The organism is Cobetia sp. 1AS1 (assembly GCF_029846435.1).
Classification (GTDB): Bacteria; Pseudomonadota; Gammaproteobacteria; order Pseudomonadales; family Halomonadaceae; genus Cobetia; species Cobetia amphilecti.
Genome location: NZ_JARWKU010000002.1, coordinates 242,828 through 260,657 on the forward strand (window position 1 = coordinate 242,828; position 17,830 = coordinate 260,657).

The 17,830-nt window shown below is 63.7% G+C and carries 15 protein-coding genes; 9 read left to right on the forward strand and 6 right to left on the reverse strand.

Annotated elements, in window-relative coordinates; all coding sequences use genetic code 11:
* The first annotated feature begins 322 nt into the window (after positions 1–322).
* Complete coding sequence (locus QD280_RS04840) at positions 323–1,534, forward strand: dicarboxylate/amino acid:cation symporter (RefSeq protein WP_279833538.1); 1,212 nt, start codon at positions 323–325, stop codon at positions 1,532–1,534.
* A gap of 347 nt (positions 1,535–1,881) precedes the next feature.
* A complete protein-coding gene (locus QD280_RS04845; RefSeq protein WP_279838489.1) occupies positions 1,882–2,928 on the forward strand; it encodes a hypothetical protein in 1,047 nt (348 codons plus the stop codon).
* Positions 2,929–3,075: 147 nt separating this feature from the next.
* On the opposite strand, the gene QD280_RS04850 is transcribed toward QD280_RS04845, so the two are convergent.
* The 3 genes from QD280_RS04850 to phhA all read right to left on the reverse strand — a co-directional run bounded on the left by QD280_RS04850 (position 3,076) and on the right by phhA (position 5,580).
* Complete coding sequence (locus QD280_RS04850; RefSeq protein ID WP_279838490.1) at positions 3,076–4,269, reverse strand: aspartate/tyrosine/aromatic aminotransferase; 1,194 nt, start codon at positions 4,267–4,269, stop codon at positions 3,076–3,078.
* Position 4,270: 1 nt separating this feature from the next.
* Entirely contained in the window at positions 4,271–4,609 is a 339-nt protein-coding gene (locus QD280_RS04855) for a 4a-hydroxytetrahydrobiopterin dehydratase (protein WP_054555480.1), read from the reverse strand.
* An 89-nt stretch (positions 4,610–4,698) separates the two neighbouring features.
* On the reverse strand, positions 4,699–5,580 hold the full coding sequence (gene phhA, locus QD280_RS04860; RefSeq protein ID WP_192837590.1) for a phenylalanine 4-monooxygenase: 882 nt from the start codon (positions 5,578–5,580) through the stop codon (positions 4,699–4,701).
* Positions 5,581–6,007: 427 nt separating this feature from the next.
* On the opposite strand from phhA, the gene QD280_RS04865 reads away from it, so the two are divergent.
* The 4 genes from QD280_RS04865 (at position 6,008) to QD280_RS04880 (ending at position 10,595) form a co-directional block, all read left to right on the forward strand.
* The gene (locus QD280_RS04865) at positions 6,008–7,561 is read left to right on the forward strand and encodes a sigma-54-dependent transcriptional regulator (protein WP_043331281.1); all 1,554 of its coding nucleotides are present in this window, start codon (positions 6,008–6,010) and stop codon (positions 7,559–7,561) included.
* A gap of 335 nt (positions 7,562–7,896) precedes the next feature.
* Positions 7,897–8,418 carry a MarR family transcriptional regulator gene (locus QD280_RS04870; RefSeq protein ID WP_052384225.1) on the forward strand — a complete coding sequence of 174 codons (522 nt, stop codon included), beginning with the start codon at positions 7,897–7,899 and terminating at the stop codon, positions 8,416–8,418.
* A complete protein-coding gene (locus QD280_RS04875) occupies positions 8,415–9,482 on the forward strand; it encodes an HlyD family secretion protein (RefSeq protein ID WP_279838491.1) in 1,068 nt (355 codons plus the stop codon). Before QD280_RS04870 ends, QD280_RS04875 begins: the two co-directional genes overlap by 4 nt.
* 9 nt (positions 9,483–9,491) lie before the next feature.
* A complete protein-coding gene (locus tag QD280_RS04880; RefSeq protein ID WP_279838492.1) occupies positions 9,492–10,595 on the forward strand; it encodes a DUF2955 domain-containing protein in 1,104 nt (367 codons plus the stop codon).
* 46 nt (positions 10,596–10,641) lie between these two features.
* On the opposite strand, the gene cfa is transcribed toward QD280_RS04880, so the two are convergent.
* Both cfa and QD280_RS04890 read right to left on the reverse strand, forming a co-directional pair.
* Positions 10,642–11,820 (reverse strand): cyclopropane fatty acyl phospholipid synthase, encoded by a 1,179-nt coding sequence (gene cfa, locus QD280_RS04885; RefSeq protein WP_279838493.1) that lies wholly within the window; start codon positions 11,818–11,820, stop codon positions 10,642–10,644.
* Between the two features lie 563 nt (positions 11,821–12,383).
* Complete coding sequence (locus QD280_RS04890; protein WP_043331278.1) at positions 12,384–12,761, reverse strand: hypothetical protein; 378 nt, start codon at positions 12,759–12,761, stop codon at positions 12,384–12,386.
* Between the two features lie 467 nt (positions 12,762–13,228).
* Between QD280_RS04890 and fdhA the strand changes: the two genes are divergently transcribed.
* Together fdhA and argE are read left to right on the forward strand one after the other, a co-directional pair.
* Positions 13,229–14,437 carry a formaldehyde dehydrogenase, glutathione-independent gene (gene fdhA, locus QD280_RS04895; RefSeq protein ID WP_054555477.1) on the forward strand — a complete coding sequence of 403 codons (1,209 nt, stop codon included), beginning with the start codon at positions 13,229–13,231 and terminating at the stop codon, positions 14,435–14,437.
* Positions 14,438–14,669: 232 nt separating this feature from the next.
* A complete protein-coding gene (argE, locus tag QD280_RS04900; RefSeq protein WP_279838494.1) occupies positions 14,670–15,908 on the forward strand; it encodes an acetylornithine deacetylase in 1,239 nt (412 codons plus the stop codon).
* Between the two features lie 42 nt (positions 15,909–15,950).
* Here the strand turns inward: argE and QD280_RS04905 are convergent, their stop codons facing one another.
* Entirely contained in the window at positions 15,951–16,889 is a 939-nt protein-coding gene (locus QD280_RS04905) for a LysR family transcriptional regulator ArgP (RefSeq protein WP_279838495.1), read from the reverse strand.
* A 135-nt stretch (positions 16,890–17,024) separates the two neighbouring features.
* Here QD280_RS04905 and QD280_RS04910 point away from each other — a divergent pair, with 135 nt between their 5' ends.
* Positions 17,025–17,630 (forward strand): LysE/ArgO family amino acid transporter, encoded by a 606-nt coding sequence (locus QD280_RS04910; RefSeq protein ID WP_043331275.1) that lies wholly within the window; start codon positions 17,025–17,027, stop codon positions 17,628–17,630.
* Positions 17,631–17,830: the final 200 nt, after the last annotated feature.

Consider the following 17,830-nt stretch of genomic DNA (forward strand, 5'->3'; position numbering starts at 1 on the left):
AGGACAGTGAGATCAGGACAGTGAGATCAAGACAGTGAGACGAGAGCGCAAGCGAAGCGCTGGGTGGGCAAGCGAGGCGCGAAAGAGAGAAAGCGCGAAAGTGATGAAAGCGAAGCGATGAACGGCTGAGAGCCTGAGATGGCGCCTGGTCAGCACGTCGAGTCATGGGCAATAACCCCCCGTGCCACGGCAGCTGGCCAGGCGCCTGAAATGGTGGCGCAATTCAGGTAAACTCTGCGCGCCATTTCGGTGCGTCGCCGAAGTGGTACGCGATTCACGACCCGTTATCGGGGCAAGAACCCGTCAAACCCTCGAGATCCACATGAAGCTCATCGTCAAACTTATCCTCGGCATCATTGCCGGCCTGCTGATCGGCCTGATGGCCCCGGATGCCCTCGTACGTGCCGCGCTGACCGCCAAGGTCATCATCGGCCAGCTGATCAACTTCACCATCCCGTTGATCATCCTGTTCTACGTCATGAGCGGCATCGCGTCGCTGCCGAAGAATTCCGGCGCCATGCTGGGTCGCACCGTTGGCATGGCCTACGGGTCGACGATTCTGGCCGGCATCTTCGCCTTCCTGGTGGCCAGCAACCTGCTGCCCGGCATGCTGTCCGGCATGGCGCCGGTCGCTGAAGGCCGCGATGCCCTGACTCCCTTTCTCGATCTCGAAATCCCCGCGGCACTGCCGGTGATGACGGCATTGGTGCTGGCCTTCGTGTTCGGCGTGGTGATCAGCCGCCGTGAACTGCCGACCCTGAAAAGCGCCGTCTTCGAATCGCGTGAAGTGGTCGAGGTGTTCCTCAATCGCGTCATCATCCCGCTGCTGCCCCTGTTCATCGCCGGCACCTTTGCCGAGATGGCCTACGAGGGCAAGGCGCTATCGACACTGGATACCTTCTGGAAGGTGCTGGTGCTGGCGATCGTGATGCACTGGATCTGGCTGAGCACGGCCTACCTGATCACCGGCCTGATCCAGCGTCGTTCTCCGCTGGGCCTCCTGCGCAACATGCTGCCGGCCTACCTGACGGCGCTGGGCACCATGTCGTCGGCGGCGACCATTCCGGTCAGCCTGCGTCAGACCAAGGCCAATGGCGTCAGCGATGAAGTGGCCAACTTCAGCGTGCCGCTGTGCGCCACCATCCACCTGTCCGGTTCCACCATCACCATCGTCACCTGCGCCACCGCCGTGATGATGATGAGCCACAACCTGGCACTCGCAAGCCTCGGCGAAGTGATTCCTTTTCTGATCATGCTGGGCCTGACCATGATCGCCGCGCCCGGAGCACCGGGTGGCGCGGTGATGGCGGCGCTTGGGGTTCTGGGCAGCATGCTCGGCTTTGGCGAGGCGGAACTTGGCCTGATGATCGCGCTGTATCTGGCCCAGGACAGCTTCGGCACCGCCACCAACGTCACCGGCGATGGCGTGATCGCGCTGTGGGTCGATCACTTCGCGCGCCGCGATGGCGTGGTAGCTACGCCTGCGTCAGATGCCGCGACCGGTGAAGCACCGGTGGCACGCTCACAGCCGTGAGCTGCCCTATGTGCTGAGCCGTGAGCTGCCGCATGTGCTCAGCCATGAGCTGAAGTGGTCTGAGCCACCTGCGCTGACAGTCGTCAAAAGCCCCGCCTCCTTTTGGAGACGGGGCTTTTTTCATGCCCGCGGCCATCCATACGCTCATCTCCACGGTCTTTCTCACGGTCTTCCTCGCGATCATCCTCTCAACCACCCCGCAGGATGGCGTACCTGGCGGCGAGGTGAGACATGACGCCGCGCCGTGCCTGACACCCACAGGCCAAACGGCTACCATTGGCGCCCACGCGCGAGCGCTGTCATCGCTGCCGTACGCCATCACCCTGTTACCGTTGCCGGAGTGCCAGATGTCCCTGCTTCCCCCTGCACTGTTCTGTCCTTCGATATCACTACCGATATCTCGCCCGCGTCTGGCACGCTTGTTCGCCACCCTGTCGCTCACCACTGCCAGCCTGGCCCTTGCCCAGCACGCCAGCGCGCTGGAGATCGGCATGCCCGCCGATGGCGGTGTCAGCGTCAGTCCCGCCGTGATGCTCGAAGCCGAGGGCACCCTTGATGAGCAACTGAGCAGCCCGCTGATGCTCAAGCAGTTCTCAAGCCACGAGGCCGTGGAGCAAGGGCTGAGCGATGGTAGCCTCGACGCCGCCTACCTGACGCCGCAGATGCTCAAGGCGCTGACCGCAAGCGGCATGTCACTGCGAGTGCTGGATGGCGCGGATCTCGACGATGTCAGCCTGGTCGCGCGTGACGAGCTGATTCGCTACACCGAATTGTTCGAGCCGCAGGAGCTGCTGATCCGCTTCCTCAACGACACCACCCGCGCGGTGCGAGTGGTGATCAGCGATGACGATGCACGCTCGCATCTGGCCTTGAAGCAGTGGGTGGAGGTCAAGGTCGGCTCCAGCATGCAGCTGGTCAGCCCGCGCTCGCTGGAAGAGCTCGAAGGCGATGAATATGTCGGCGATGCGCCCCAGGCACTGATCAACAGCCGCAAGATGCACGCTGCCTTCCTCAACGGCGATGACGCGACGCGTCTGGTGGCGCTGCATCCGCTGTCCAAGGACTGGCTGCCGCGCGCCGACATGCTCGACCTGCCGCGCATGCTGCTGGTCAGCCGCGCCGATATCGAGGATGCCAGTCTTGAGGCCGAGCTCGAGTCGCTGGCCGTCGCACACGCCCGCATGCAGCAGAGCCTGCACGGTGAGGAGCCGATGAAGCTCGCCTTCACGCTCAAGCAGGCCTGGCCGGCGGATGCCGGTGAGGCGCCGAGTCTGCCCAGGGTGGTGCATGCGCTGAACGGACGCGCTATCCCGACCGCCGACATGCGCACCGCCCTCGAGGACTGGCTGGGCGGGCAACAGTCAGCGGTCAGCTGGCCTGAGCTCCAGCAGTAGACCCAGAAGTAGCCCCAGCAGTAGACCTGGCAGTAGGCCCAGCACTAGATCCAGCGGTCATGCCCGCCACAGGGCAAATCACAGACACAAAAAAACCCGCCGATTGGCGGGGTTTTTCTTGTCTTTCACGACAGCGCTCGCTCGGGCTCAGCCCTTGACGACGGTCGCGATGGCCTTGGCCACGTAGGGCAGGTTCTCGGTGGAGAAGCCGGCCACGTTGGCACGCCCGGAGCGCACCATGTAGATGCCGAACTCGTCACGCAGGCGATCGACCTGTTCCGGCGAGAGGCCGGTGTAGGAGAACATGCCACGCTGTTCGGCGATGAAGGCGAACTGCTCATCCAGACCATACGGCTTGAGCGCCTCGACGAAGTCACGACGCAGGCCGTTGATGCGCTCACGCATCTCGGTCAGCTCGCTTTGCCACTCGCCGCGCAGGGTGTCGTCCTCGAGGATATCGATGACCACCGCACCGCCATGTGCCGGCGGATTGGAGTAGTTCTCGCGCGCGGTGATCGCGGCCTGGGAGCGCACGTCGAGCATGCTCTCCTCGTCCTTGGCGATCAGGATCAGGCAGCCGGTGCGTTCGCAGTAGATGCCGAAGTTCTTGGAGCAGGAGCTGGTGATGATGGCTTCATCGACATTCTCGGCCAGCAGGCGCACGCCGTAGGCGTCTTCTTCCAGGCCGTCACCGAAGCCCTGGTAGGCGAAGTCGATCAGCGGCATTAGCTTGCGCGCCTGGACGACTTCCAGCACCTGGTCCCACTGCTCGCGGCTCAGATCGAAACCGGTCGGGTTGTGGCAGCAGGCGTGCAGCAGTACCACGTCACCTTCCGGGATGGTCTTGAGCGTCGCCAGCATGCCGTCGAAGTCGAGGCGGTTGTTCTCGTCGACATACGGGTAGCTGTGGCGCGTGACGCCAGCGGCGTCGAAGATGCCCAGGTGGTTCGGCCAGGTCGGGGTAGACAGCCAGATATCACGGCCCTTGAGGTTGCTGGCGATGAAGTCCGCGGCCAGACGCAGGGCACCGGTACCGCCGGGTGCCTGGGTGGCGCTGGCGCGATTGGCGGCCAGCACCGGCGACTCGGCGCCCAGCACCATCGGCAGCACGACCTTGCCGAAGCGCGGGTCGCCGTGAGAACCGATGTAGGTCTTGGTGGCCTCGTTCTCGACCAGGCGGCTCTCGGCCTGCTTGACCGCACGCATGACCGGCGTATTGCCGTTGGCATCGCGATAGACGCCCACGCCGAGGTCGACCTTCTGCGGGTTGGTGTCCTTGTTGAAGGCTTCGATCAGGCCGAGGATGGCATCCCCGGGTACACGCGCAATCTGCTCGAACATCTTATTTCGCTACCTCGTCGGTTCTGGCGGCCATGATGAAATCGTTCTTGTGCAGACCCTTCATCTCGTGGGACCACCAGGTCACGGTGACCTTGCCCCACTCGGTGAGAAGTGCCGGGTGGTGCCCGACTTCCTCGGCAATCTCGCCTACGCGATTGGTGAATGCCAGTGCCTGCTTGAAGTTGCGGAACGTGAAGCACCGTTCCAGTTGCATGATGCCATCGCGATTGAGCAACTGCCACTCGGGAATGGCGGTCTTGAGCGTCTCGATGTCGCTATCGCTGACCTTGGGCGCATCGAAGCTGCAGGCTTCACAGGACTGTCTGGCGAGTTCGGTCATGTCACTATCTCCGGCTTGAGGAAAGAGGGGGCTGGTGAAAAGGCGTACCCCTTGGGGCAAGGGCGTCTGTGCGATCAACGTTTGGGCGATCAACGTGGTGCGAAGCGCGGCGTCTTGAGGCCGAGAGCCATGGCCTCGTGCACCAGTGCCATGATGTCGCGGCTGGCGAGTTCATGCAGGTCGTCCAGTGACTCAAGGACATAGTAGAGCGGCTGCAGGATGTCGATGCGATACGGGGTGCGCAGTGCCTCGACGGCATCGAAGGGCAGATGCTCGGGGCGCTCGAGACTCTCCGCAAGCTCACCCAGGGCGTAGCGGGTCTCGCGCGGCGAGGAGATGATGCCGCCGCCGTAGAGGCGCAGCGCACGGCTGCCATCGGGTTGAGTCTCGCGCAGCATGCCGAATTCCACCGTCATCCAGTAGAGGCGGGCCAGATAGACGCGCTCTTCCTTGCTGGCGGCGAGGCCGAGGCGTCCGTAGGTGGCGGTGAATTCGGCGAAGGCGGGGTGGGTGAGCATCGGGCAGTGGCCGAAGATCTCGTGGAAGATGTCCGGCTCCTGCAGGTAGTCGAGTTCTTCCGGGGAGCGGATGAAGGTGGCGACCGGGAAGCGCCGCTCGGCGAGCAGCTCGAAGAAGCGCGTGAAGGGGATCAAGGCCGGCACACGTGCGGTTCGCCAGCCGGTGGCGGCCTCGAGGACACGGTCGATCTCGCCCAGCTGGGGGATGCGGTCCTCCGGCAGGGCAAGGCGCTCGAGCCCTTGCCGATACTCGCGGCAGACACGCCCCTCGACCAGCGCCATCTGACGCGCCATCAGTGTCTGCCAGGTAGAGTTCTCCTGATCGCTGTAATGGATTCGGCCCCGGGCATCCGGCTCATGGGCCACGTAGCGGGTGCCCTTGGCCTTGGCTTGCGAGCCGGGCTGAGCTTCCTGGGATGTCTGTGGCCAATGACGACCCTGCGGTGCGTTCATGCAACCTCCCCAACCAGATGGCGGCGCTGCCGAGCAGGCTGCCGTGTTGTCATTATGGCGTACATGCCAGTCCTTGCATGTCGATGACAACGCTAGGCCTTGTCGGGTGGCGTTGACCAGTGGTCAGGCGTGGCTCTGCGCCGCAGATAACGCTGCGTTGGCGCGTGTCTTGTCACATAATTGTGACACTGGAGCGGTAATCGGGCGCATCCTGTGCCATTCGGGCGTTCGTGCACTGCTGTGTCGCCGTCTTTTGTAAGGAATGCTTTACGACGTTTTTGATAACGCTTACGTTAACGTCACTCAGTCGCCCGTCGCTAAGCTGCCCGTCGCCAAGCCGCCCGTGACTCGAGCGGCGACGCCAGGCCGGCGACACCCTTTCGATGACAATGCCAACAAGAATTCCAACGACAATGCCGAGAACGCCATGCGCCTCAAACTGACCTGCCAGAATCGAATCGGGATTCTGCGCGACATCCTGGCCCCCTTTGCCGATTACGGCCTCAACGTGCTGCGCGGTGAGGTCGGTGGGGAGGCCAACAACTCCATCTATCTGCATGTGCCCAACATGCTGCGCATGCAGCTCTCGACCCTGAAGCCGACCCTCGAGGAGATTCCCGGGGTCTTCAAGGTCAGTCGCGTCAGTCTGATGCCCACCGAGCGACGCCATCTGGAGCTCAATGCACTGCTGTCATCGCTGTCAGACCCGGTGATGTCCATCGACATGGATGGGCGCGTGGTGGCGGCCAATCGCGCGGCGGGCAAGTTGCTCGGGGTGCGCATCGATGAGGTGCCGGGGCTGGCGCTGACGCGTCACGTCCAGGATGTCGACCTGCCGGAACTGATCCGGCGCAACAATGCTCGCGTCAATGGCCTGCGCCTGCGGGTGGGGGAGGAGACTTTCCTCGCCGATATCGCGCCACTGCACACCGAGAACGAGGATGTCGCCTCGCTGGCGGGCGCCGTGGTCACCCTGCATCGTGCAGACCGCCTGGGCTCGCGTATCTATCAGATCCAGCGCACCGAGGTGCGTGGCTTCGAAGCGATATTCCAGGCGAGCCGTCAGCTGTCGGCAGTGGTCAAGGAGGCTCGCCGCATGGCACCGCTGGATGCGCCGCTCCTGATCGAGGGCGAGACCGGCACCGGCAAGGAGCTGCTGGCGCGGGCCTGCCACCTGGCAAGCCCTCGCGGCCAGGCCCCCTTCATGGCGCTCAATTGCGCGGGGCTGCCGGAATCGATGGCCGAGACGGAGCTGTTCGGTTACGCCCCGGGTGCCTTCGAGGGCGCACGGCCGGAGGGCAAGCTGGGCCTGCTGGAGCTGACCAGCGGCGGCACCATCTTCCTGGATGAGGTCGGCGAGATGAGTCCGCGCATGCAGGTCAAGCTGCTGCGCTTTTTGCAGGACGGCGGTTTCCGGCGCGTCGGCAGCGATGAGGAAACCTTCCTCGATGTGCGCGTGATCTGCGCCACTCAACAGGACCTGCCGGCACTGTGCAGCGAAGGGCGCTTCCGCCACGATCTCTTCCATCGCCTCAATGTGCTGTGTGTGCAGATTCCGCCGCTCAGGGAATGTCTGGATGGGCTCGAGGAGCTGGCGCGACATTTCCTCGAGCGCGCAGTGCGTCAGATCGGCGCTCGCGTAAGGGATATCTCGCCCGAGGCCATGGCGCGCCTGCAGGGCTATCACTGGCCGGGCAACGTGCGTCAGCTGGAGAACGTGCTGTTCCAGGCCGTCTCGCTGTGCGATGGCGAGGTGATCGAGGCGCAGCATCTGCGCCTGACCGGTGAGGCGCGTGATGAGGGGCTGGACAACATCGACCTGACCGGCAGTCTGGGCGATATCCATGACGAGGTCGAACGGCGCATCCTGGCGCATCTTTACCCGGAGTATCCGTCCAGCCGATTGCTGGCCAAGCGCCTGGGAGTCTCGCATACCACCATCGCCAACAAGCTCAAGCGTCACGGCATCGCACAGGAATGACCCGCGGCGCAGGTGATGGCGGGTGAGAAGAGACAACAGGGCGAGAGGAAAGCAGACGAGCCGCAAAAGGAGAGAGAGGAGAAGGGGAAGAAGACAGGCAAGAAGACAGAGACGGAGAGGCGCTTAAATGCGTGTTTGAATATCGGAATTGGTGAATTGTTTTGCTCGCTAATAAAGGGTATGATCCTCATATTGTTAGCAAGCTAATATAGAGGGCGTCTGATATCGCCGGCAACAGCCGCCCTGACGCCGCACCAATCAAGGCTCTCGTGGGTCTTCCGCTCAGTACCGATGAGGGGGAGTGTCATGGGAGCCTTCATGTCGAGAGATGATACATGAACGCACATTCTCCGGGGACGGATTCGACACAGGAAATCCCGTTTCACGAGCAGATCAAGCCCTCGCTGGGTGGCCAGGTCGGCCGGGTCCATCGTCTATGGCGCACCGCCATCACCAGCGCGGTGCGTAGCCTGGACATGACGGAATCGCGCTGGACGGTCATGGTCCATCTGGAAAAGCTCGGCGAGGGCTGTACCCAACAGATGCTGGCCAGCGAGCTGGGCATCGAGATGCCGTCGCTGACGCGCACCCTCAATCAGCTCGAGGCTCAGCAGCTGATCGCGCGCGTGCCACACGAGACCGACAAGCGGGCGCGTTGCCTGTGGTTCACCGAGCAAGGCCGCCAGTGCCTGACCCAGTTGACGGAGCGCATCGAGCGAGTGCGTGCCGAGCTGTACGTCGGCTTCGATGACGAAGCGCTCAATGCCTTCGCCCGCACTCTGCTCCAGTTCGAAGACAATGCCAGTGCCAGCATCGCGCGCTCGCAGGCCGAATATCAGCGGAGTCGTCAGGGGTGACATCCGATCAGCGCTTTCGGCGCTGGGTGCGGGGAGCCTTGCTGATCGCCGTATTCAGTTTCGTGTATTTCCTGATCGCGGACCTGTGGATGCCGATGACGTCCCAGGCGCGCGTGATGCACCCGGTGGTCAGTGTGGCATCGCGGGTCAGTGGTCGTATCGATGAGGTGCTGGTCCACGACAACCAGCATGTCGAGGCAGGCGATGTGCTGTTTCGTATTGATGCAAAGCCCTATCAGTTGGCCGTGCAGCAGGCGGAGTTGGCGCTGGAAGCCGCCATTCAGGCCAATCAACAGCTGGATGCCTCGATTCTGGCGGCCATGGCGCAGCTCGAGCAGAGCCGTGTCAGCGAGGAAGAGCAGCGGCTGGAGATGGCGCGCGTCACGCGGTTGATCAAGTCGCACAGCATCTCGCGCCAGCAGTACGATCAGACACGTGCCAGCTATCAGGGCGCGCAGGCGACGGTCAGGGCCGATCAGGCCGATCTGGCAGCGCTCAAGGTGCAGCGGGGCCTGACGGGAGACGATAACTTGAGCCTTCGCCAGGCGCGCAATGCGCTGGAGCAGGCGCGTCTCGATCTGGCCTATACCGAGGTGCGCGCCCGCGAGGCCGGGACGGTGTCCAACATGCAGCTGGTGGCCGGCGCCTACGCCAGCACCGGTCAGGCGCGGCTGGCCATCGTGGCCGATCGTGCCGATGTCATTGCCGACTTTCGCGAGAAGTCTCTGTCACGCGTCGCGATCGGCGATCAGGCAAGCATCATCTTCGATGCGCAGCCGGGGCGGGTCTTCACGGCAACGCTTTCATCGCGGGATTCAGGCGTACAGGCGGGTCAGCTCAACGCCGATGGCTATCTGGCCGCCCCCGAGGACAGCGATCGCTGGGTGCGTGATGCCCAGCGCATGCGCGTCCATCTCGTGATGCCGAGGGCTCATGGCCTCTCGCTCAGCCAACTGCCGACCGGCTCGCGTGCCACCGTACAGCTGTTCCCCGTGGCCGGACCAGCCAGCTGGCTGGCGCATGCCCAGGCGCGTGCGGTCAGCCTGCTGCATTACATCTATTGAGGCGGCGGCATGTTGGCGAATGCATTGCGAGACCGGCTGTCCCGTCTGTGGACACGTGGTGAGACCTTGCCGCGCGTCGAGGGTAGTGAGCCATTCCTGAGCGAGAACGATGTCCAGCAGTGCCTGCGGATCGCCTTCGGCGGCACCCTGGGCTTCGTGCTGCTCAAGTGGATGGATTGGACCTACGGCACCTTCTTCGTGGTCAACCCGATTCTGCTGCTGGCCCTGGTGCCGGTACTGAACGCCTCCATCGCGCGGCAGTTTCTGGCCAGCGTCTTTCTCAACAATGCCTTCACCCTCGTCGTGCAGGGGCTGTTCGGTGACAATCCGGCGATCATGTTGCTGCTGGTGCTTGGCATACAGCTGGTGCTGTTCAACTGCATGAGCCGCGGGCCATTGTTCCTGTTCGGTGCCCTGAGTGTGGTCGGCATGCATGTGCAGCTGAATTTCGCCAGCTACCCGAGCACGGATATCAGTGATCTGGTGTGGTGCAACTTCGTCGGTGGCGGCACCACGCTTTCGATCGTGGCCCTGATGCATTACTGCTTCCCGGACAAGGCGCCGCGCCAGCCACCGTCACGCCCCGCCAAGCCGCCACCCAATCGCCGTCACGAAGTGCTGTTGACCACCGCGGTGGCGATGGTGGTCTATGTGATGTTCCAGGTGCTCGATCTGAGCGATTCGCTGTCGGCGCAGATCGCCTCGATCCTGATTCTCTTTCCGATGAACTGGTTCGGTGCCATTCAGGCCAGCATTCGGCGCGCCGCGGGTACGTTGGTGGGCTGCAACGTGGCGGTGGCGATCCAGCTGGTGTTGATGACGCACTATTCGTTGCTGTGGCTGGTAGCGCTGGGGCTCTGGCTGAGCCTGATGCTGTTCGCGCGCCACCATGTTCTGGAGCGGGTGGGCTCTGGTGCGGGTCTGGGCGCCATGACGACCATGGCGATCCTGTTTGGCCAGTACATGTCGCCCGACAAGGACCTGATCTACAGCGCGCTCTACCGGACCAGCTCCGTGCTGGTCGCGGTCTGCAGCGCGATGCTGCTGATCTACCTGATGCATGCGCTGCTCAATCGCTTCGCGGCGACGCGTCTGATTCGCCCCGCCGCTTGAGACAGTCGTCGCCGGTCGAGATTGTCGGCGCTCCGCAGGCGGTGGATCAGCGTGGCGCGTCGTAGCGCCCTGCGGTGCCGTGGGTGAACACCACCTGCCACAGCTGCAGCTGGCGGGCGCGGAAGGCGCCTGCGCAGGCGCCGAGATAGTACTCGAACATGCGCTTGTCGCGCGGTGAATAGGTATCGGCCAGCTCATGCCAGTGCTGGTCGAGATTGGCGCGCCACGCCATCAATGTCGGGTCGTAGTCGGCGCCGAAGTTGTGCCAGTCCTCCATCACCAGATGCGCTTCGCTGGCGCGTACCAGCTGACTGGCGCTGGGCAGCACGCCATTGGGGAAGATATAGCGGTTGACCCAGGGGTCGGCCGAGATATCACTCTGGTTGGAGCCGATGGTGTGCAGCACGAAGCGTCCGCCGGGGCGCAGCAGGTGCGCGGCATGGGCAAAGTAGGTGGCGTAGTTCTTGTGGCCGACGTGTTCGAACATGCCAATCGAGGCGATGGCATCAAAGCTGCCCACCGTGCGCCGGAAATCTGGGTCGCGATAGTCCTTGAGCAGGATTTCCACCGGTAGCCCTGCGCAATGCTCGCGCGCCAGCGCGGCCTGTTCGGCGGAGATGGTGATACCGACGACCTCCACGCCGTAATGGCGTGCGGCGTAGGCGGCAAGGCTCCCCCAGCCACAGCCGATATCCAGCAGGCGCATGCCGGGCGCCAGCCCCAGCTTGCGACACACCAGATCCAGCTTGGCCTGTTGCGCCTTGCCCAGGTTCTCCGCGCTCATCGGCAGGTCTTTCCAGTAGCCGCAGCTGTAGCACAGGGTGTCATCCAGCATGCGCGTGAATAGGTCATTGCCGAAGTCATAATGCACCTTGCCGACCACGCCGGCGCGGCGGCGACTCTGCAGATTGATCACTCCGGCCTGCAGTCGATAGGCGATGCGCTCGCTGGTGGTGTGGGCACGACTGCCCAGGCCATGCCGCAGCAGGCGACAGATCATCTCGTCGATCTGGTCGCAGTCCCACCAGCCTTCCATGTAAGCCTCGCCCAGTCCCAGGCTGCCTTGCTGCAGCACTCGCCGGAAGAGGTCCGGATGGCGAACGCGAATGTCCCAGGGATCAGGGCCGTTGAGCCTGACGCCGGAACCTGCCAGCAGATGTTCGACGGTGCGTCGATGACGGGTGTCGGGGAGTGCAACGGGGGCCAGGCGTTGTTCGATGCTCATGGAAAAGCCTCCTTGACGGCGCGCGGGCGCAGAGAGTCCTGATGGGTTCGTCATGGCGTATGGCAGTGATCGACAGTCCCCGGGCGATAGGGCTGTCGAACATCTCGCATGGCAATGCGCGAGCTTCATGCTGCGAGGTGCATGAAGCGAGGTTGCAGGTACAGCATCCGAGTCGCCCCAGCGTGCCAGCCGGGTGGCTGGTAACAACTTTTTTTCACCAGATATACGCGGCGGTCAGGAGCGGCGCTGGGACAGCTTTCGTCTCAGCATAGTCAAGAGTCGTCTAATGGGGCGGTGCAATTGACTGATTTGTGGGGCAACCGATGGTTGCGCCCCCGGAACTCAAGTGCCGCAGTGTCGGTTTCCCTGGGTTATCGCCTGGTGTCGGAACGCAAGAAAGCCGCCCCTGGGGCGGCTTTCTGACGGATGCTGCGCTTTCGCTTTCGCCGTCGTTGCGACTTTCGCTTTCACCGTCGTTGCGACTTTCGCTTTCACCGTCGTTGCGACTTTCGCTTTCGCGTTCAATCGCGCTGTCAGGTCACGCTACCTGACGGGGGAACGACTCAGCGGCAGCGCACGGTCCAGACGACCTTGTAGCCTTCGCCTTCATGGGTGGCGGCAGCCATTTCGGTGTCTTCATTGACGGTGCCACCTTCCAGCTGGTCATTGCCATCGGCGGCCTTGGCGGTGGCGTCGTGCGGTCCGAAGACGCGCGAGTCGAGCACATCGTACTTGTCGCGGTCCTGCTCTTCACACACCTCGAGCGCGCGTTCCTTGACCTGTGCGATGGCATCATCGCGGTCTTCATCGACGGCGCTGACTTCGTAGCGCGTGTCCTGCTTCTCGATCACGCTGGTGTTACCGCAACCGGCGATGAAGGCGGAGCCGACGAGGGCCAGGGTCATGCAGGAATTGCGCAGGGCGTTGGATGTCAGGGTCATGATCTCTCCTTGAAGTGTCTTTCAGAGCTGTCTTTCAGAGCTGTCTTTCAGAACGGTCATTCAGAGCTGTCTTCCAGAGCCGCCGTAAGCGGGCTTGGGTCGCAATATCTGTCGTCAAGATGACGCTGATATCAGTACTGGGGGGTATGGGCGCGTGCTTCAAGTGTCGAGATGCATCGACGCTGGCTGTCGCCTGCCGCCAACAGCAGAGGCACGGGGGCACTGGCGTGTGGGCTTGCGGGCAACCGAAGTGACACTTTGGTCGTGAACTGTCTCATTTAGGCATGTCGATGCCTCATCTGGACAGCCAACCTGTGACAACTGACCTAGTCTGCATAAGCCCTACCGGTTGGACGCCACCGACCGGGGGCTGGTGGCCGGGGCAGGAAAAGTGACGGGCGGCGCAAGCCAGCTTGTCTGCCTGACGCCGGCCACGTGCCAAACCCCATGCCAGCCAGGAGCACGTCATGTCAGCCAATGCCAATCGCGGAGTCGTATACCAGGGAGCGGGGAAGGTGAGTGTCGAATCACTGGACTATCCGACCCTGGCGCTGGGAAATCGCAAGTGTGAACACGGGGTCATTCTCAAGGTCGTCTCGACCAATATCTGCGGCAGTGATCAGCACATGGTGCGTGGCCGCACCACGGCGCCGCAGGGCCTGGTGCTGGGCCACGAGATCACCGGTCTGGTCGTCGAGGCCGGGCGCGATGTGGAATTCATCAAGGTCGGTGACATCGTCTCGGTTCCCTTCAACATCGCCTGCGGCCGCTGCCGCAACTGCAAGGAAGGCAAGACGGGGATCTGTCTGAACGTCAATCCGGCGCGTCCCGGCGCGGCCTACGGCTATGTCGACATGGGCGGCTGGACTGGCGGTCAGACAGATTACGTCATGGTGCCCTATGCCGACTTCAACCTGCTCAAGTTCCCGGATGCCGACCAGGCGATGGAGAAGATCCGTGACCTGACGCTGCTGTCCGATATCTTCCCCACCGGCTTCCACGGCTGTGTGACCGCGGGGGTCGGGCCGGGCTCCACGGTATATATCGCGGGTGCCGGGCCGGTCGGGCTTGCGGCGGCCGTGTCCGCCCAGCTGCTGGGTGCGGCCTGTGTCATCGTCGGTGACATGATCCCCGAGCGTTTGCAGCAGGCCGAGAGCTTCGGCTGCGAGACCATCGATCTGCGTCAGGAAGGTTCGATGGAAGACAAGGTCGAGGTGATTCTCGGCGAGCGCGAAGTGGATTGCTTCGTCGATTGCGTCGGCTTCGAGGCGCATGGCTGTGGTTGTGACCACGGCCGTGAGCAGCCGGCCACGGTGCTCAACTCGGCGATGGCGCTGACGCGTGCCGGCGGCCAGATTGGCATCCCCGGCCTCTATGTCACCGAAGACCCGGGCGCCGAGGATGAGGCCGCCAAGGTCGGGGCGCTGTCGATGCGCTTCGGGCTGGGCTGGGCCAAGTCCCACTCGCTGCACACGGGCCAGTGCCCGGTGATGAAGTATCACCGCCCGCTGATGCAGGCGATCCTGTTCGGGCGCGTCAATATCGCCGATGCGGTCAATGTGCAGGTCATCAGTCTGGAAGAAGCGCCGCAGGGTTATGCGGACTTCGATGGCGGCGCTGCCAAGAAATTCGTCATCGACCCCCACGCCATGGTGCGCAACGGCCGTGCTGCCTGACGCCATCACGGCCTGAATCCCGCCCGTAGCGGAGTTCTATCGCCACAGACGACGCTGCCACGCCCTTTGCCGGGGCGTGGCAGCGTCGTCTTTTCTTGAAGCGTGCCTGCCAGGCGGATGTTGCAGCCAGGCCCTTGTTGTCGAAGAGGCGCTGCGCTATACCGGTGGACATATGAGGCCAGCGCGCTGCGTGTGGTGCTCTCCGCTCTGATGTTTCTGCACAGGAATGCCCATGTCCGCTTCAGCGTCCACCATCGCCAATACCGCCAGCCTGATGCCACAGCATGCCGATTTTTCCGACTGGCCCAATAGCCGCGACTGGCTGGCGCATCTGGTCAGCTTCAATACCGTGTCGCGCGAGTCGAATCTGGCATTGATCCATTGCCTGCGCGACGCCCTGGAAGTGGTCGGCGTCAGTGCCGAGGTCATCCACAACGATGGCGGCGACAAGGCCAATCTGCTGGCGGTGATCGGGCCGGAGGTCGAGGGCGGCGTGGTGCTCTCCGGGCACACCGATGTGGTGCCGGTGGAGGGTCAGGCCTGGGACAGCGATCCCTTCACGCTGCGTGAGGACGAGGGTCGCCTTCATGGGCGCGGTTCCGCCGACATGAAGGGCTTCATCGCCTGCTGCATGGCGGCGGTGCCGGCGCTGGTGAATGCCCAGCGTGCGGGCACGCTGAAAAAGCCGGTGATTCTTGCCTTTTCCTATGACGAGGAGATCGGCTGTCTGGGCGCGCCGCGCATGATCGCACGCCTGCGTGACCGCCTGCCGCGTCCGGCGGCGGTGCTGGTGGGCGAGCCGACCATGATGGCGATCGTCGATGCCCACAAGGGCATTACCGATCTGCGCACCACGGTGACCGGCAAGCCGTCGCATTCCAGCCTGGTCTATCAGGGGGTGAGTGCCATCCATCTGGCGGCGCGCATGGTGACCTTCATCGAGGACCGCATGCAGGCGCGCATCGACTGCGGCCATCTGGACGAGCGCTTCGATGTGCCCCACGCCAGCCTGCATATCGGGCGCATCGAGGGCGGCACGGCGGTCAATATCACCGCCGGGGAGTGCATCTTCGACTGGGAGCTGCGCCATCTGCCGGGCGAGGATGTCGAGGCGATGCTGGCGGAGATCGATGCCCACGCCGAGCGTCTGGTCGCCCCCTATCGTGAGCGGGCGCCAGAAGTGGCGATCCGCAGTGAGCGCACGGTGGAAACGGTGCCGTCACTCGGGCATGGCGATCGGGACCCGGCCATTCGCCTCTGCCAGCGTCTGCTGGGCGATAAGCGGGCCAGCGAGGCCGTGGCGTACACCACGGAGGCGGGCCAGTTCCAGAGCGAAGGCTGGCCGACGGTGGTCTGCGGGCCAGGCTCCATCGGGGTCGCGCATCAGGCCAATGAGTACATCGAGCTCAGCCAGCTGGCGGCCTGTGATCGCTTCCTGGCCCAGTTGGTGCGTGAGCAACAGGGCGGCTGAGCCCCCTTTTTGCCGGGCCTGATGCACGACTGACACGCGCTCTCACAGCATGCCGGGGCGGGGTGTCTCCTGCTCCGGCATCGGGCGCAATATCGTGGCACATTCCCGCAGCAGATGGTCGGTGAGCTTGTCCAGCGTGCTGCCTCCGTGACGCCAGTGATGCCAGTAAAGCGGCACATCGAGGGCATGGTTCGGCGCGATATCCACCAGCTCACCATTGGCCAGCAGATGCGCCGCCTGCTGCTCGGGAATCATGCCGTAGCCCATGCCGCTCAAGGCCAGACGCACGAAACCTTCCGACGACGGGCAGAGATGGTGGGGGAAGGGCTCATCGAAGCCCATGGTCGACAACAGCCGGTGCTGCAGGCGGTCATCACGGCCATAGACGATGGCGGGCATGCTGCGCAGGGTCTCGGCCGGCAGAATGGGCGGGATGGCATGGTCTTTCTTCGTGATATGGCGCTGCACGAAGTCCGGGCTGGCCAGCGCCCGATAGCGCATGCTGCCCAGCGGGTGGGAGCGTGCCCCCTGCACCGGGCGTGGCGTGGCACAGATGCAGCCCGCGACTTCTCCATCGCGCATGCGCCTGAGCGCCACTTCCTGATCCTCCACCAGCATGTCCAGCAACAGGTCACGCTCGCGACAGAAACTGCCGGTGACGGTCGGCCACCAGGTGGCCAGCGAATCGGCATTGATGGCGATGCGCAGTCGTTGCTCGCTCTCGCCGAGGGCGGGAATCTGGTCGAGCAGGTCATGCTCCAGCAGGCGCACCTGCTGGACATGATTGAGCAGGCGCCGCCCGAGTGGCGTCGGCCCCAGGCGCGGTGTACGCACCAGTACCGGCTGCCCCAGCCGTGCCTCCAGCAGTTTGATGCGCTGCGAGACCGCCGACTGCGTCAGCCCCAGTGCTCGCGCCCCGCGTTCAAAGCCCGCCTGATCGATGACGGCCGCCAGCGCCTCCAGCAATTTATAGTCCAGCATCAGTATTCCTTATGATCCATTCCCTGAATCAATTTCCTTGATGGATTCATCCTAGCGTACTCTGCCTGCCTCAGCACTGACAGCCGTGGCAGACGTCGTCAGTCACGGCAACGACACGACGAAAGGACAGGCGATATGTGGTGGTCATTCTTCAATGGGGCAGGGGTAGGCGCAGGCTTGATCATTGCCATCGGGGCGCAGAATGCCTTCGTGTTGGGGCAGGGGCTAAAGCGCGAGCATCAATGGTGGGTGGCGGGGCTCTGCGCGCTGTGCGATGGCGTGCTGATCATCGCCGGCGTGCTCGGGCTGGGCGCGCTGATGCAGCAGTCGCCGCTGTTGATGAGCATTGCCCGCTGGGGCGGGGTGGCGTTTCTGCTCTGGCAGGCACTCAAGGCGTTGGGGCGCATGCGCACTGGCGGCCAGCTGACGGCGAGCAACGCGCTCAAGGCCAATCTCGGCAAGGTGCTGGCGGCAACCTTGGCCGTCACGCTGCTCAACCCGCAGGTCTATCTGGATACGCTGGTGATGCTGGGCGCGATCGGCGCGCAACAGCCGTCCCCGCAAAGCTTCATCGTCGGGGCGAGCCTGGCCTCCTTCGGCTGGTTCTTCGGCCTGGTGGCATGTGCCGGTTGGCTGGCGCCACGCCTGACCAGCCCGCGTGCCTGGCAGGTCATCGAGGCCTTCATCGCCACGATTCTGCTGTGGGTGGCCTGGCAGCTGGGCAGCGGTGCCTGGCTCTAGCGGCCAACGCCAGGCGGGCAAGAGGCAACGGCAGGCGTGACGCGCCGATAGGTGTAAAGAAAGCATGACGCAGTGTCAGGCGCTGGCGGCAATGGGAGTGCCCCGAGGGGGCAGTGTCGAGATGGACGTCAGCGCCATGGCAGGGTTTCGTTACATGTCTGGCGTGGGAAGAGGCCGGACACGGCACCAAAGCAGGCCCA